This is a genomic window from Pseudogracilibacillus sp. SO30301A (assembly GCF_037072025.1).
Classification (GTDB): Bacteria; Bacillota; Bacilli; order Bacillales; family Amphibacillaceae; genus Pseudogracilibacillus.
Window position 1 is genome coordinate 28,726 of record NZ_JAXHDD010000025.1, and the last position, 14,839, is coordinate 43,564.

Here is a 14,839-nt window from a genome sequence, read left to right on the forward strand (position 1 = left end):
GAGAAAATGAATGAAAGAGGTGAAATGGATGAAGCGAGCCTATTCGTTAATGTTAATCTTTTTATTAACATTTACGACAATTTTTCCAGCTGCACCATCTATATCGGCGGAAACGAACGACGATAAAGTATATGCAGATGGAGAGTATGAGCTGCCATTTGAAGTATGGCAAGCAGATAAAGATGAAACATCTGTAGCAGATGGTTATCTTGAGAAACCTGCAAAGTTAATTGTTAAAAATGGAGAATATACGGTTAGAGCGACGTTAAAAAACAGTTCGTGGTGGCAATATTTTAAAGTCGCATCTGGTGGTGATTTTGTAGATGTGACAAAATTAGGATCAGGTGAAGGGACAGATACTGAAATTGTCCAATTTAAAGTAGGAGATCTTAATGCAATACTAGATGCAAAAGTCCACATTATCGTAACCGGAATCCCTGGGTTTAATTATGACAATAAATATGACATTCGCTTTAAGTTTGACCCGAGTGGAATTCCATTAGTAGCTGATGAGGAACCGGGTGAAGAAAACCCTGAAGGGGAAGCCCCAGAAGAATCAGAGAACCCTGAAGAGAATCCAACACCAGAGGAACCGGGTGAAGAACCTGAAGGGGAAGCCCCAGAAGAATCAGAGGATCCTGAAGAAGACCCTAAGGAAGGGGAACCTGCACAAGAAAGTATTTATGCTGACGGAGAATATGAAGTACCGCTAACTATTTTACATGCAACAGAAGATAAAGCGTCTTTGATGGGAAGGTACGTATCTGATCCTGCTTCATTAACAGTTAAGGATGGTATTGCAAAAGTTTACCTTACATTGTCTAGCAGTGATATGATAACAGAATTTCTTGTCGAAAATCATGGGGAGTTCGTTCATACAACCATTGAAAGTCATGACGAACAAAACAACACAAGAGTTGTCAGTTTTACTGTTGGCAATTTAGATGACTTCATCAATGGGAAAGTAACAATTGATACGAATTCACCATTTGGAACGATGACACATGATGTTCGTTTACAGTTTGATTCAAGTGAAATTCCTTTAAAAGGTTCTGAAGTAGAAGAGCCAGGTGGAGACGAAGAGGATCCAACGCCAGAAGACCCAAAAGAGGATACAAAACTCGATATTGAAGATGGAAATTACACGATTGATTTCGATGTTTTACATGAAACAGAGGATAAACCTTCAACTGCTTCAAGCTATATTAAACGTCCAGCTTCTCTTTCTGTCCAAGATGGTAAAGGGAAAGTCACATTTACATTAACAGACAATGAAGCAGTTAAAGATTTTAAAACAGAACAAAATGGTGAATTCATTTCATCCGAAGTTGTAAGTGTGAATGAGTTAACTAATTCACGTGTTATTACATTTGATATAGACAACTTGAAAGAAGTGCTAAATGCTCAAATTAAAGTCTATGTTGAACAATTAGATTACACTGGTGAGTACGATATTAGGTTATTGTTTGATGAGAATAGCTTACAAGAAGCTACAGAAGATGATCAAGGAGAGCCAGAAGAACCAGTCGTAATAGAAAATGGCAAATACACGATTAACTTTAGAGTTTTACATGCAACTGAATTTGAAAAGTCAATCATGGGAGATTATTTTAAAGCACCAGCTCAATTAACGATTGATGACGATAAAAATACAGTCACATTTACATTAACAGACAATGAAGCAGTTAAAGACTTTCGAGTAGAACAAGCCGGGGAATTTAAGCAGGCTGAAGTAATTAACGTAGATAAAGCTGCAAACACTCGTGATGTTGTATTCGATATCGATGATCTAGATGCAGTTGTAAATGCTAAAGTTACAGTCTTTGTTGAAGAAGATAACTATACTGGGGAATATGATGTTCGGTTATTTTTTGAAAGAAATAGTGTGAAAAAAGCCGACGAAGGTTCAAATGACCCTGGTGAGGAAGATCCACAAGAAGACCCTAAAGATCCGGGAGATAAAGAAGAGGATCCTAAACAGGAAACGCCTACTGGTTTATATAAAGAGGGCGAATATGAACTGCCATTTGTAGTTTGGCAAGCAGGTAAAGATGAAATCTCAGTAGCAGATGGATACTTAGAAAAGCCTGCTAAATTAATTGTAAAAGATGGTAAGTATACAGTTCAAACAACATTGAAACACAGTTCATGGTGGCAGTATTTTAAAGTTGAACTGGACGGGAAATTTGTAGACGTTAAAGAATTAAGTAAAGACAATGATGCTGATACAAGCGTTGTAGAATTTGAAGTGGAAAATATTGATGAGATTCTGGATGCAAAAGTTCATATCATTGTGACAGGTATTCCGGGTTTTGAATACGACAATAAATATGATATTCGCTTTAACTTTGATACAAGTGAAATTCCAGTGGCAGAAGATATAGAAGAACCAGAAGAAAAGCCAGAGATTATCGAAATAGCAGATGGTGATTATACGATTGAATATGAAGCATTACATGCAAAAGAAGATAAAGCTTCTGGCATGGCTAAATATTTAGATAATCCAGCTTCATTATCAGTAGCTAACGGTAAAACATTATTAACCTTAACGATAAACGATCATAAAACGGTAACAGGTTTCCAAGTTGGAAAAGATGGAAAACTAATTCAACCGAAAGATCAAAAGGTTAATGAAGGAGCTAATACAAGAGAAGTAACATATGAATTAGATGAATTACTATCAACTGTAAATGCTCAAGTTCAATACACTGTAGGAGCACATAATGGTGACCAGCCATTACGTCTATCATTTGATAAAGATAGTTTACAAGTAATAGAATCTGAGGAAGACCCATCAGAATCAGAGGATCCCGAAGAACCTCAACCTGAAGCACCATATAAAGATGGCGAATATAATTTGCCATTTACAGTATGGAAAGCAGATGAAGATAAAGAATCTGTGGCAGATGACTATTTCGTTAAACCAGCAACTGTCAAAATTAAGAATGGTAAATATACTGTGCAAACGACATTAAAAAATAGTTCTTGGTGGGAGTATTTCCGTGTTGAATCTGAAGGCGCTTTTAAAGAAGTTGTGACGGTTAGCGAAAATGCTAAAGAGGATACACGTGTCGTTCAGTTTTCCGTAGATGACTTGGATGAAATAATCAACGGGAAAGTTCATATTATCGTTAAAGGTATTCCAGGATTTGAATACGATAATAAATACGATATTCGTTTTAAATTAGATCCTAGCAATATGACACCAGTAAATGAAGAAGATGAAACAGAGGAGCCAGGTGAAACAGAAGAGCCAGGTGAAACAGAAGAGCCAGGTGAAACAGAAGAGCCAGGTGAAACAGAAGAGCCAGGTGAAACAGAAAAACCAGGTGAACCTGAAGAAATTACTGGAAAGTATAAAGATGGTGAATATAATCTGCCATTTGTAGTCTGGCAAGCAAATAAAGACGAAGTATCCGTAGCAGATGGCTATTTAGAAAAACCAGCAAAATTAATTGTGAAAGATGGAAAGTATACAGTTCGAACAACCTTGAAAAACAGTTCATGGTGGCAATATTTTAAAGTGGAATCGAACGGTGAATTTATTGATGTAAAAGAAGTAAGTAAAGATTCTGGTGCTGATACAAGTGTTGTCGAATTTGCTGTAGATGATATTGATAAAATTCTAAATGCAAAAGTCCATATCATTGTTACAGGTATTCCCGGATTCGAATACAACAATAAATATGATATTCGCTTTAACTTTGATACGAGTGGTATTCCATTAAATGATGGAGTAAAACCAGAACCAAAACCAGAACCAGAACCAAAACCAGAGCCAAAACCAGGAACAAAACCAGGAACAAAACCAGGAAATGTTGATGAAGAGCCGAAGCCAGGGGACAAGGAAGAAAAAATCTGTAAAGATGGTGAATATGAGCTTCCCTTTAGAGTATTGAAAGCAGATGAAGACGAAATATCTGTAGCAGATCAGTATTTAGAAAAGCCGGCTAAGTTAATTGTGAAAGATGGTAAGTTCACGGTTGAGGCTACGTTGAAAGATAGTTCATGGTGGCAAGAATTCAAAGTTGAACAGGGCGGGAAATTTGTAGACGTTAAGGAAGTAAGTAAAGATAAAGCTACTGATACAAGCGTTGTTCAATTTGGAGTCGAGAATCTAAATAACATTCTAAATGCAAAAGTTCATATTATCGTTACAGGAATCCCAGGTTTTGAATATGATAATAAATACGATATTCGTTTCGCTTTTGATCCATCTAATCTTCCATTAGAAGAATGTGGTGTTAATACGGATGGGAATAATGGTGGAGACGATGATCAAAAAGAACCAAAAAACCCACCAACTGATAATGGGGATGGTCTAGGTTTTGACCGAAATGATAATGGTGGTAAGAATGTTGATAAAAACGACAAAGGAAAAACTAACGGTAATAATCCGAAAACAGCTGATACAACTAAAATTATTTTATTTGCTCTGTTATTAGTTGGATCAATGATTCCTTTAGTTGTTAAATTGAGAAAGAGATTTGCATCACAATAAAATGATAGTAAAGAGTCTTGTTGACAATTAGTCAGCAGGACTCCCTATCTTATTAGAACCTCTAACATAAGGAGGAAATAGCATTAATGAAAAATAAATTAATTCTATTTATGATGTTTAGCTTTGTACTTTTCACTATAGGGTGTTCTTCTAGCGGAGACGTAACAACGGAACCAAAAGAAGATAATGATCCCGAAGATAATCGTATAATAGCAACTACTGTAGCTGTTACAGAAATAATGGATGCATTAGAAATCGATTTAATAGGAATTCCATCGAGTTATAAAGTTTTACCAGAACGTTATGATGGTATAACTGAGGTTGGCGGTGCCCATAGTCCTGACTTGGAACTTATTATGTCTTTACAACCAAAGGAAGTCATGTCGGTGTCAACTATAAAATATGATTTGGAAACTATTTTTGATGATGCAGATATCGACGCAAGATACGTTAATTTAGAAAGTATCGACAATATGAATGAAGAAATTTTAAGTATTGGAAAGCAATACGATAGGGAAGAACAGGCAGAAAAAATCGTGTCAGACTTTGAAGAAAAAACAAAAGAAATAGAAGAGAAAATTGCCGACAAAGAGTCACCAAAAGTACTTATTTTAATGGGAGTACCAGGAAGTTATCTAGTTGCAACAGATCGTTCCTATATTGGTGATTTGGTTACTAGATGTGGGGGAGAGAATGTTTTTTCCGGAGAAAGCGTTGAATATCTTTCATCCAATACAGAATATTTACAGCAGTCTAATCCAGATATTATTTTACGAGCAGCACATGGGATGCCAGATGAAGTAATTGAAATGTTTGATAAAGAGTTCACAGAAAATGATATATGGAAACATTTTGATGCTGTTAAAAACGATCGGGTATATGACCTGGATGAACTTCTTTTTGGAACGACTGCTAGTATCGCAGCAGTAGATGCATTAGACGAGCTATATGAAATGCTCTATCCAGAAGATGGTTAAGCAGTATTGGTACAAGAGTAAAGGATGTCATATATGAATAAAAAAGGATTAATAAGTTTTATAATAGTAATAGTCTTATTATTTGTGGCAACGATTTATTCCGTAACCTCAGGAAGTATTCAAGTTACTTTTACCGAACTTGTGAAAGGGCTAATCACTGGTACAAATAATGAAGTGCAAGTAATAAAAGATTTACGTTTACCACGGATTATTATCGCAATTTTTGCAGGAGCAGCTCTTTCTGTTTCAGGTGTATTGTTGCAATCAGTGATGAGAAACCCGTTAGCAGAACCTGGGATCATCGGGGTATCATCAGGAGCAGGGTTCATGGCTATGTTAATGGTGTCTATTTTTCCGACACTGTTCTTTTACATGCCTTTATTTGCATTTATAGGTGGGGCATTAGCTTTTTTCCTCGTTTATTCATTTTCATGGAAATCTGGTTTTGATCCATTGCGAATGATCTTAATCGGGGTAGCAATCAATGCAATTTTTACAAGTTTAAGTCAAACATTTAATTACCGTGGCAGTTACACATCTAGTATGGTGCAAGATGTGACGACATCGACATTGTCCATGAAAAAGTGGGCAGATGTCGAAATAATGGTCATTTACGGTTCCATTGGATTAATTTTAGCTTTTCTTGTTTTTTCGTGGTGTAACTATTTAGCACTGGAAGATAAAACAGCTAAAAATTTAGGACTGAACGTGAATGTTGCTCGATTTGTTATTTCTGCTATTGCTGTTTTATTAGCATCGGTTGCAACTGCAACAGCGGGTTTGTTTCTGTTTGTCGGATTGCTTGTTCCACATATTGGTAGAATATTAGTAGGAACAGATCATAAATTGTTAATCCCTTTTTCAAGTTTATTAGGGGCACTATTAATTTTATTATCTGATACGTTAGGACGTACGATTATAGCACCTAATGAAATTCCAGCATCGATTATCATGGCTTTAATCGGAGGACCATTCCTTATATTCTTACTAAGAAAGAGTGATCGAATTTATGGAAATTAATAATATTACATATTCATATGATCATAAAGTTAACCATCTAGATGATGTAAGTGGTAAAATTGATGTTGGAAAAGTAACGACAATTATTGGCCCTAATGGTTGTGGTAAATCGACATTGCTTGGAATAATGGCTAATAATTATGTCCCTTTAAAAGGGCAGATCATAATGGATGGAAAAAGAATAACAACGATGAAACCGAAAGAACTTGCTAAAAAAATTGCTGTAGTACATCAACATAATAGTGCACCAGCAGATTTGACGGTAGAAAGGCTAACAAGTTACGGAAGATTACCGTATAAATCAATGTTTTCTACAAATACAATAACTGATAAAGAAGCGATCGAATGGGCTTTAGAACAAACAAATTTATTAGATAAAAGGAACAAAACGATAAACGCTTTATCTGGTGGAGAGCGTCAACGTGTTTGGATTGCGATGACATTAGCACAGCAGACACCATTTTTGTTTTTAGATGAACCAACGACCTATCTTGATATATACTATCAATATGAAATATTAGAGCTTGTAAAAAGACTGAACGAAGAACAAGCACTTACCATTGTAATGGTATTACATGATATTAACCAAGCAATTCGATATAGTGATACCATCATTGTAATGAAAAATGGAAAAATAGTTACACAAGGGAAACCAGAACAAGTTATTACCAAAAGCATCATCAAGAAAATATATGGGGTAGATGTGTCTGTTAAAGAAGATGAACAGGCAGGATTATTTACGATTCCAATTGGGATTTGACATGTAATAATGGGGTGAGTAGAATGAGTAAAACGAAAGGGTCAAATCGAATAAAAAAAGGGATATCACGTTTATTTACATTTGTCTGCTTAACTGTTTTTATTTATTCTATTTATTCATTAAGTGATATCGGATTAGATTATTATCACAACCGCCAAGTGTTGGCAGAAGTACAACAAATTTACCAACAGGTTGATAAGGAAGAAACAAACGGTAATAAAACAGAAGTCCGTAAGCAGTTTCATGAATTGCATGAAATTAATCCAGATATTGTTGGTTGGATCACAATTGATGATACAATAATCAATTACCCCATAGTACAGACGAATGATAATGAATATTATTTGACAAGAAATTACAAGAAAGAAGAATCCCGTGCTGGAAGTATATTTATGGATTATCGAAATGAACTTTTATCCGATAATCAAAATATTGTTTTATATGGTCATCGCATGAAAGATGAGACAATGTTTAATCAGTTAACGAAATACTTAGATAAGGATTTTTTTACAAATCATTCAAAAGTTTATTTTGACACTTTATATGATGGCTATGATGCTGAAGTATTTTCGGTTTATTATACAACGACTGACTTTGATTATATCCAAACAGAGTTTGAATCTAAGGATGAATATAAATTATTGTTAGAGGAGATTCATGAAAAATCAATCTATCAAACAGATGTAAAAGTAACTGAAAATGATCAAATTATTACGTTATCTACTTGTGATTATACAATTGATCCAGATGAAGGTCGTTTAGTGGTTCATGCAAAACTTGTAGAGAGAGAATAGCGGGACTACCAGCTATACCAATTTTCATGTTTGCGAGGCGTAATGTCATCTTTTACTTGAACTGTTTCTTCTGAAGGCTTGAGGTAAACCGATAAAGTAAAATTCGCCATCGTCTGTTAAATCACCACCGTTAACATTTACACGTTTATTGAAATTCATGGATTTTTATTTATACTTGTCATTGAAGGAGCACTTGAAATGTTTTGGTGGTTGCTTATAACATTATCTAAGGTTGGGCTATTCGTGTTAATGAGTAAGAATGCTGTTATAACAGCATCAACAAAGGATATGGCAATAATTCAGGCTAAATATATTAGCCCGCATAAAGTATTAGAGGGTTAGATTACTCATTCTCAATTTGTGTGAGAATGAGTGTTTTATTTTGGAAGGTAAGAAAGTATAAAACTTTCTTACTTCATAAGTACAACTTTGGCTTTCGCCATAAAGGCTTGGCGATAAGCCAATTTTTCTAAGCGTTTTTTCGCTTGTTTACTATTAGACTATCACGTATTATTTGGCATGGTTAACATTCGATTTTCTAACCATTACATAAATAAGTATGCTAATGATAATTAAAAATATAGCAATACTGACAAATCCCTGATCCGGGGATAGGGAGAACATCCCAGTTATAGATGAACCTAAAAATGAACCTAGTGAAAAGAAACCATAAAATAGACCAAAAGCTTTTCCACGAGTATTCGTTGTAGAATGTTCAGAAATCAATGCACTCATCGATGGGAAAATAAACGCAAAACCGACTCCATAAATACACATGCTAATTATTAAGAGCGGTAAACTGCCAACTAAACTTGAAAATGTTTGAGAAAGTGCAACGAATAATAAACCAATGGCTAAAATATTGTGACTTTGATAGCGATCGTATATACGATTGGTTGGTAAAACAAAGATTAAAATAGCTACAATTCCAAATATACTCATTAACATTCCACTAATATGGTCTTCCATTTGTAAAGATGTTACTTTCAAGGGAAGCATATATGCTAGAACTCCTTGAGACGCGGCTAAAGACAAGGCACCGACAAATGAAACAATTAATCCTTTATTTTTAAATAGAGGTAAGTAATCTATTAATGATGAGTCTATCTTTTCCACTATTTTTTGTTTTTTATGAAGCGGTTTTAATATTAACGTTAATAATCCACCTAAAATCATAAATGCAGCAAGTGTCACAAAAACTACTTCAGGGCCAGCTTTAGACGAAATAATCCCACTAAAGGCAGGTCCACAGATAGCAGCCAAGCCTACTGCCGCACCTGCATAGGCCATCGTTTTTCCACTATTTTTGTCCTTATTATATAAAGTAATATAAGTAAAAGCTGCTGGAGTAATAACACCTGCTGTGATTCCGTTTAAAAAACGGACAAACAGGAGTTGGACAGGAGAGGTCACAACAGAATATAAAAATAAAATGATTCCATTCAGTAAAAAGCCTACAATCATGACTTTTTTAGGCCCTTTACTGTCAATAAAATGTCCAGCAAACACGTTGCTAAATAGATTCGTTAGTGAATATGCTCCAACGATAAAACCGATAAACCCGGTTGCTGCACTTAAGCTTTGTGCATAAGTGCTTGTTATCGGCAATTGGGCAAAAAGGTCTGTAAATGATATAAAAATTAGTAAATATAAAAGAAAATGCATAAACTGTGCATCCCTTCTGGATATAGGTGGTTAGTATTTCCCTTGATTATAGAAAATTAAAGTTTTGTCTCTCCTTTAATTGTATCTTGTAAAAAATAATATTTCAAAGAAGGACAAGGTGTAGATTGTGTCAAAATGGATATTATTTTGTAAAAAACAATCTAAAGGGAACGTCACAATAAAGGTTCGACATTTTTCTTAATTTTTTTGCAGAAGCATTTATGTTTGTGAGAGTGAGAGAAATTGCACCAATATTATTTGCGAAAGAAAAATTGATTCAGCGAAATCGGCTCCGGATTCAGCGGTTAATCAAATAATTCAGCGCGAACGACATACAATGCAGCGGTAATGCTTATAATTCAGCGAAAACTTAAAAATTTCAGCGCATGCAAGTTTCCATAGATTTGAACCCCTTTCTCACATGGAATGAGGAAGGGGTGTTTTATTTTTTCCCTTGACGTTCTTTCGCACGTTTATAGTCTTCTTCTGTTATTTCGCCTCTTTCCATACGTAATTTCATCATATCAAGGGAACTTCTTGTTGAGTTTCTATTGGTTCGAAACCGAATAAGAATATACGCTAATGCAATCATAACGATAATCGTTATGATTAATCGAATCGTAAAATAGTCCATCGTTCAATCACCTCTACATGTATTATTCCTCTTTGGATGTAGTTTACGCATATTTTATTTTCTTCCTAATCTTTCGCTTTTTCCAAAATAAAGGGCTTGTATTAGGATTTTAGTCAATGAATAAATCATATGTGGTATCCTAATTATAGATGATGTAAAGCGAGTGAGACGATGAGTATTTTTATCTTAGAAGATGATGTGATGCAAGCGCAGCAGATGAAGCGGCTAGTGAAGGAAATATGTGAGAAATATGAAATAGCGTATGACTTTATTGAAGTAACTAGCAGAAGTAAAAATATTATTGAAAAAATTCACTTGACTACTTATATACCAATTTATTTTTTGGATATTGAAATTAACAATGAAGAGCGAAAAGGTTTAGAAGTTGCGCAAGAAATTCGAAAGTATGACCCAGATGGCATTATCGTCTTTGTAACGACACATTCCGAGTTTGCACCGATCTCTTATCAATATATGGTATCGGCTTTAACGTTTATAGATAAAGGTCTACCTTACGAAAAACGATATCATGCTTTTGAACAGTGCTTGTTACATTACGAGGAGCGAAACAATTTGGATATCCCTACAGATGATTTCATTATGGAAAATTCTCATTCGACCGTACGGGTACCATTTACTGAAGTAGAATACATCATGACAGATAGGCCACATCGTTTAGCATTAGTAACGAGAGATCGATTGATTCACTTTTATGGGACGTTAAAAGAAATCGAAGTATTAGATGACCGTTTATTTCGCTGCCATCAATCGTATATTGTTAATAAAACGCAAATGGCTTCCTATAATGTTTCAGAAAAGGTACTCGTTTTAAAAAGTGGTAAACAAATACCGGTCTCTAGGCGTTTAGTGCGAAAAGTCAGGCAGCTAATAAAGGATGAATTGTAATGTATGTCTATGATTTGGTTGCGATCGTTTTAATTGGTGTTAGTCATGTATTGCTATATATTCAGTTGATCCGTTACAATCGTTTATCTTATAAAATGGTGTTTTCTTTAAGTATCATTTTTACCATATTGCTCGGTATCGTCGTGACTGTAACAGGGTATCCCGAGTTTAACGTAATTATGCTGCTCATTTTTCTATTGAGTTTGGGACTAATGAAGGACGATCTAACATTTATGCAAAATGTATTTTTTGCATTAGTTAGTATGGTTCTTATTACTTTAGTAAAATTGGTTACAATGGAATTAGGCATGAAGCTTTTTATGTTGTCACCTTACAATTTATATTTATGGACTGGGAGCATTATTCAACTTATTGTTTCAATCATTATATTTACAAGCATTCTTCTCTTCCGGAAGTCGATTCAACGATTTGCTCAGTTTATTATTGAAAGTCCTCTTTATTATATAAGTTATGTGCTGCTTGTCATTGGACTCATTATGATGTTAATTATATCGATGCCTTCTTCCGCACTACTGTCCACATTGAATCAACAGTATGGACAAGTAAGCTCTAATGCATCATTTATTTTATTTCTACTATTGCTATTAATTGTTTTGATTGGCTCCCACCTAACAAAAGAAAGAATGCTTGAAGAACAACAAAAGCGTTCAGACAAGGAATTGTTGGACTATGTAAGGAAGCTAGAATTGATGCATGATGAACTAGCTAGTTTTCGTCATGATTATATAAATGTATTACTTGCATTAGATGAAGGAGTCCGGACAAAAAATATAAACCAAATCGAACAAATTTATTATGACGTCATTGCACCAACTTCTACATTAATAAATAATCGAGAGTTGGAAATTGTGAAATTATCACGGATCGCTATTCCCGAGGTAAAAAGTATGTTAAGCGCGAAAGTGATCGCTGCCAAACAACAACAAGTGAAAGTGATGATTGATATACCAGAAGAAATTAAGGAGATTGCGATGCCGATTATTTCCTTTATCCGTGTCATCTCTATTTTGGTAGATAATGCAATTGAAGAAGCGGTTGATAGTAAAGAAAAAGTGTTACAACTAGCATTTTTTGAGATGGAAAAGGAGCAATATTTTATTGTGAAAAATAGTTGTCAGCATGAAAATATTGATTTACAGAAAATGTATGAGAAACGATATTCTAGCAAAGAAGAAAACGAAGGGTATGGACTTTTTTCGTTAAAGCGGATGATAGATAAAATAGAAACTGCAACGCTAGAAACAGCTTTTAAATCTCCCTATTTTTCGCAAACATTGATATTAAAAAAACGATCATGACCAAATATGAATATAAATGAACCGAATAGGAAAAAACGATATACCTTTTAAAGTGAATATAATACACTGCCATTTAGAGGTGGGTTGATGAGTGGTCTTATTTTTTCAATCGTTGTCAGTATTGGATTACCACTGGCTTTTCTTGTGTACGCATGTTTTAGAAAGAACTTTGCCGCATATCTGTTAGGAATTCTAGCTTTTGTTGGATCACAAATGTTGTTACGTATTCCCTTGTTAGAGTATTTAGGGAAAAACAGTACTGAATTTATTATGTTTAGCAAAACTCAACCTGTCATTTTTGCAATAATCATTGGTTTATCGGCAGGGATTTTTGAAGAGGTTGCTCGTTTTATTTTTATGCGCTTTTTGATGTCAAAACGGGATTGGTATTCTGGGTTTTTGTTTGGCGCTGGGCATGGTGGTATTGAAGCGGTGTTAATTGTTGGTGCACCTGCTATAGCATTATTATTTACACAAACAATGATTTTCCAGAGTGAAATGCTGTTTGTTGGTGGGATAGAGCGTTTATTTGCAATGATACTACATATCGGACTTTCTATTATTGTACTTCAAGGAGTAGTGCAAAAAAATTTCATGTACGTCTTGCTTGCGATTGTTATCCATGGCCTAGTAGATGCATCAGTTGGGATTTTACCGTTATATATATCAAGCGATAAATTACTTTTTGTCCAGGAAGTAATGGTAGCAATAATCGCACTTGCAGTTTTCATATATAGTATCCGAATAAAAAGAAAGGAAGATTTACAATGAAAAAAATTGCTCCAATAATGGTTAGTATAATAACCGTGTTTGTTCTAGTTGCGTGCGGAGGAAATAAAGTAGATGATGCAACTGCAGAAAAGTATATAACAAAAGCGGAAGAAATTGTGACATTATTAAATGAAGGAAACTATACTGACGTACATGCAATGTTTAATGAAGAAATGGAAACGGGATTACCGGTAAGTGATATGGAAGAGCTGACTCCCGTTATTGTCCAGTCAGGTGAATTTAAAGAAATTGATAAAGCGTCTGTTGAAGAAAAAGATGGACATTTTATTGTCGTGCTAGTCGCAAAATACAGTGAAGAAAATCGTACGTACACAGTGACTTTTAACGATAAAGATGAAGTGGCTGGATTATTTATTAAGTAAAAAAGTAAAATTGAATATCATTCGCTAGCCATTCATAATTAACCACTCTTGACAAAGAGTGGTTAATTTTCATTTGTACGAAAAGAAAATTTTAACCGAAAGAATGCTTATTATTTTTTGTTCTTCTTAAGGTACTTCTCCTTGTTTTTCCATAGTACAAACCCTGTAAAAATAATGACTGCTAACAAACCAACATAAACAAAAAACTCCATGTAAAGAACTGTATAAAAAACGTCGCTTATTGTCGTTTCTGAAATAAATAAATCATAAGGATTGTTGTTTTTATACATTACAGAAATTTTGTCCCCAATCCCATGTTTTTGGTATGTGTGTTGGGTGACGTCTTTGATTACATTTATTACTTTTCCGTCCTTATTACGGAAAGAAATAGTAAATTGAAACGAAGAATCTTCATATTTCCGATAAGTAATATAGGATTCCTTGTCAATTATAAATGCGTTCGATTTCGTCTTCATAAATGGAAACAGTTTATGGAACAGATTAATTAAAAATCTACCAACAAAAAATAGAAAAATAGCTATTACAGTAGCAAGGATTTTTATTCCATTTCCTTTGGAAGTACGCCCTAAGAAAGTTTTTGTTTCAAGGAAATGGTCGATTGCTGGAATCTGGGTGATAAGTGCAATCAAACAACAAAAGGTAATAAATCCAAACAGGATGATTCCAAATAAAAAGAACATACTGTCGTAAAGAAAGTCACGAAAGGTTGAAAAGTTACTAGGTGAAGTTGAAAATCCACTGATCGTATCTCCCGGATTTAGGTTCTTCATTTCTTTTTTAGAAACACGATTTAAATAGTCTGCTTCTTCCCCGTTCGGTAACAAAACACGGACAAAATAAGCTGGTTGTGTGAACAAACCTTTTTGACCAATTTTTTCTACAACCCTCACTTCTTCTTTTTCTGCGGAAACTAAATCATATTCTTCATTATATTCAAGGATCAAAAATATTGTTATGAGACCTAAAAATAAAGTTATTATCAACAATCCACCAATTTCTTTTATCTTTTCCAGCGTAATCCCACCAATCCATTAAATGCATGTTTTAAAGTATAAAGCATTAAATGATAAAGGAAAAGTTCATAAAGC

At 34.4% G+C, this 14,839-nt stretch carries 13 protein-coding genes; 10 read left to right on the plus strand and 3 right to left on the minus strand.

Annotation, left to right across the window (positions count from 1 at the left end; all coding sequences use genetic code 11):
• The first annotated feature begins 28 nt into the window (after positions 1 to 28).
• From SPD89_RS12945 to SPD89_RS12970, 6 genes are all read left to right on the plus strand, one after another.
• A complete protein-coding gene (locus SPD89_RS12945; RefSeq protein WP_336262368.1) occupies positions 29 to 4,501 on the plus strand; it encodes an NEAT domain-containing protein in 4,473 nt (1,490 codons plus the stop codon).
• Between the two features lie 86 nt (positions 4,502 to 4,587).
• The gene (isdE, locus tag SPD89_RS12950; protein WP_336262369.1) at positions 4,588 to 5,478 is read left to right on the plus strand and encodes a heme ABC transporter substrate-binding protein IsdE; all 891 of its coding nucleotides are present in this window, start codon (positions 4,588 to 4,590) and stop codon (positions 5,476 to 5,478) included.
• A gap of 33 nt (positions 5,479 to 5,511) precedes the next feature.
• Positions 5,512 to 6,498: a FecCD family ABC transporter permease gene (locus SPD89_RS12955; RefSeq protein ID WP_336262370.1), complete on the plus strand. Its 987-nt coding sequence runs from the start codon at positions 5,512 to 5,514 to the stop codon at positions 6,496 to 6,498.
• Positions 6,488 to 7,258: an ABC transporter ATP-binding protein gene (locus tag SPD89_RS12960; RefSeq protein WP_336262371.1), complete on the plus strand. Its 771-nt coding sequence runs from the start codon at positions 6,488 to 6,490 to the stop codon at positions 7,256 to 7,258. The genes SPD89_RS12955 and SPD89_RS12960 overlap by 11 nt, the downstream gene beginning before the upstream one ends.
• Positions 7,259 to 7,281: 23 nt before the next feature.
• Positions 7,282 to 8,052, plus strand: a complete 771-nt coding sequence (srtB, locus tag SPD89_RS12965) for a class B sortase (RefSeq protein ID WP_336262372.1) — start codon at positions 7,282 to 7,284, stop codon at positions 8,050 to 8,052.
• A gap of 198 nt (positions 8,053 to 8,250) precedes the next feature.
• The gene (locus SPD89_RS12970; RefSeq protein WP_336262373.1) at positions 8,251 to 8,394 is read left to right on the plus strand and encodes a hypothetical protein; all 144 of its coding nucleotides are present in this window, start codon (positions 8,251 to 8,253) and stop codon (positions 8,392 to 8,394) included.
• 168 nt (positions 8,395 to 8,562) lie between these two features.
• Here the strand turns inward: SPD89_RS12970 and SPD89_RS12975 are convergent, their stop codons facing one another.
• Positions 8,563 to 9,717, minus strand: coding sequence for an MFS transporter (locus SPD89_RS12975; RefSeq protein ID WP_336262374.1), 1,155 nt, complete (start codon positions 9,715 to 9,717; stop codon positions 8,563 to 8,565).
• Positions 9,718 to 10,159: 442 nt separating this feature from the next.
• Positions 10,160 to 10,351: an SHOCT domain-containing protein gene (locus tag SPD89_RS12980; protein ID WP_336262375.1), complete on the minus strand. Its 192-nt coding sequence runs from the start codon at positions 10,349 to 10,351 to the stop codon at positions 10,160 to 10,162.
• Between the two features lie 171 nt (positions 10,352 to 10,522).
• Here SPD89_RS12980 and SPD89_RS12985 point away from each other — a divergent pair, with 171 nt between their 5' ends.
• The 4 genes from SPD89_RS12985 (at position 10,523) to SPD89_RS13000 (ending at position 13,730) form a co-directional block, all read left to right on the plus strand.
• A complete protein-coding gene (locus SPD89_RS12985; protein ID WP_336262376.1) occupies positions 10,523 to 11,257 on the plus strand; it encodes a response regulator transcription factor in 735 nt (244 codons plus the stop codon).
• Positions 11,257 to 12,576, plus strand: coding sequence for a GHKL domain-containing protein (locus tag SPD89_RS12990; RefSeq protein WP_336262377.1), 1,320 nt, complete (start codon positions 11,257 to 11,259; stop codon positions 12,574 to 12,576). Before SPD89_RS12985 ends, SPD89_RS12990 begins: the two co-directional genes overlap by 1 nt.
• A gap of 87 nt (positions 12,577 to 12,663) precedes the next feature.
• Positions 12,664 to 13,347, plus strand: a complete 684-nt coding sequence (locus tag SPD89_RS12995) for a YhfC family glutamic-type intramembrane protease (protein WP_336262378.1) — start codon at positions 12,664 to 12,666, stop codon at positions 13,345 to 13,347.
• Positions 13,344 to 13,730 carry a DUF3887 domain-containing protein gene (locus SPD89_RS13000; RefSeq protein WP_336262379.1) on the plus strand — a complete coding sequence of 129 codons (387 nt, stop codon included), beginning with the start codon at positions 13,344 to 13,346 and terminating at the stop codon, positions 13,728 to 13,730. Before SPD89_RS12995 ends, SPD89_RS13000 begins: the two co-directional genes overlap by 4 nt.
• A gap of 110 nt (positions 13,731 to 13,840) precedes the next feature.
• On the opposite strand, the gene SPD89_RS13005 is transcribed toward SPD89_RS13000, so the two are convergent.
• Positions 13,841 to 14,734 (minus strand): hypothetical protein, encoded by an 894-nt coding sequence (locus SPD89_RS13005; protein WP_336262380.1) that lies wholly within the window; start codon positions 14,732 to 14,734, stop codon positions 13,841 to 13,843.
• Positions 14,735 to 14,839: the final 105 nt, after the last annotated feature.

What these genes read in the sequence shown, in the direction of transcription:
- SPD89_RS12945 (WP_336262368.1), top strand. Translation starts at nt 29, where the DNA reads ATGAAGCGAGCCTATTCGTTAATGTTAATCTTTTTATTAACATTTACG.
- isdE (WP_336262369.1), top strand. Translation starts at nt 4,588, where the DNA reads ATGAAAAATAAATTAATTCTATTTATGATGTTTAGCTTTGTACTTTTC.
- SPD89_RS12955 (WP_336262370.1), top strand. Translation starts at nt 5,512, where the DNA reads ATGAATAAAAAAGGATTAATAAGTTTTATAATAGTAATAGTCTTATTA.
- SPD89_RS12960 (WP_336262371.1), top strand. Translation starts at nt 6,488, where the DNA reads ATGGAAATTAATAATATTACATATTCATATGATCATAAAGTTAACCAT.
- srtB (WP_336262372.1), top strand. Translation starts at nt 7,282, where the DNA reads ATGAGTAAAACGAAAGGGTCAAATCGAATAAAAAAAGGGATATCACGT.
- SPD89_RS12970 (WP_336262373.1), top strand. Translation starts at nt 8,251, where the DNA reads ATGTTTTGGTGGTTGCTTATAACATTATCTAAGGTTGGGCTATTCGTG.
- SPD89_RS12975 (WP_336262374.1), bottom strand. Translation starts at nt 9,717, where the DNA reads ATGCATTTTCTTTTATATTTACTAATTTTTATATCATTTACAGACCTT.
- SPD89_RS12980 (WP_336262375.1), bottom strand. Translation starts at nt 10,351, where the DNA reads ATGGACTATTTTACGATTCGATTAATCATAACGATTATCGTTATGATT.
- SPD89_RS12985 (WP_336262376.1), top strand. Translation starts at nt 10,523, where the DNA reads ATGAGTATTTTTATCTTAGAAGATGATGTGATGCAAGCGCAGCAGATG.
- SPD89_RS12990 (WP_336262377.1), top strand. Translation starts at nt 11,257, where the DNA reads ATGTATGTCTATGATTTGGTTGCGATCGTTTTAATTGGTGTTAGTCAT.
- SPD89_RS12995 (WP_336262378.1), top strand. Translation starts at nt 12,664, where the DNA reads ATGAGTGGTCTTATTTTTTCAATCGTTGTCAGTATTGGATTACCACTG.
- SPD89_RS13000 (WP_336262379.1), top strand. Translation starts at nt 13,344, where the DNA reads ATGAAAAAAATTGCTCCAATAATGGTTAGTATAATAACCGTGTTTGTT.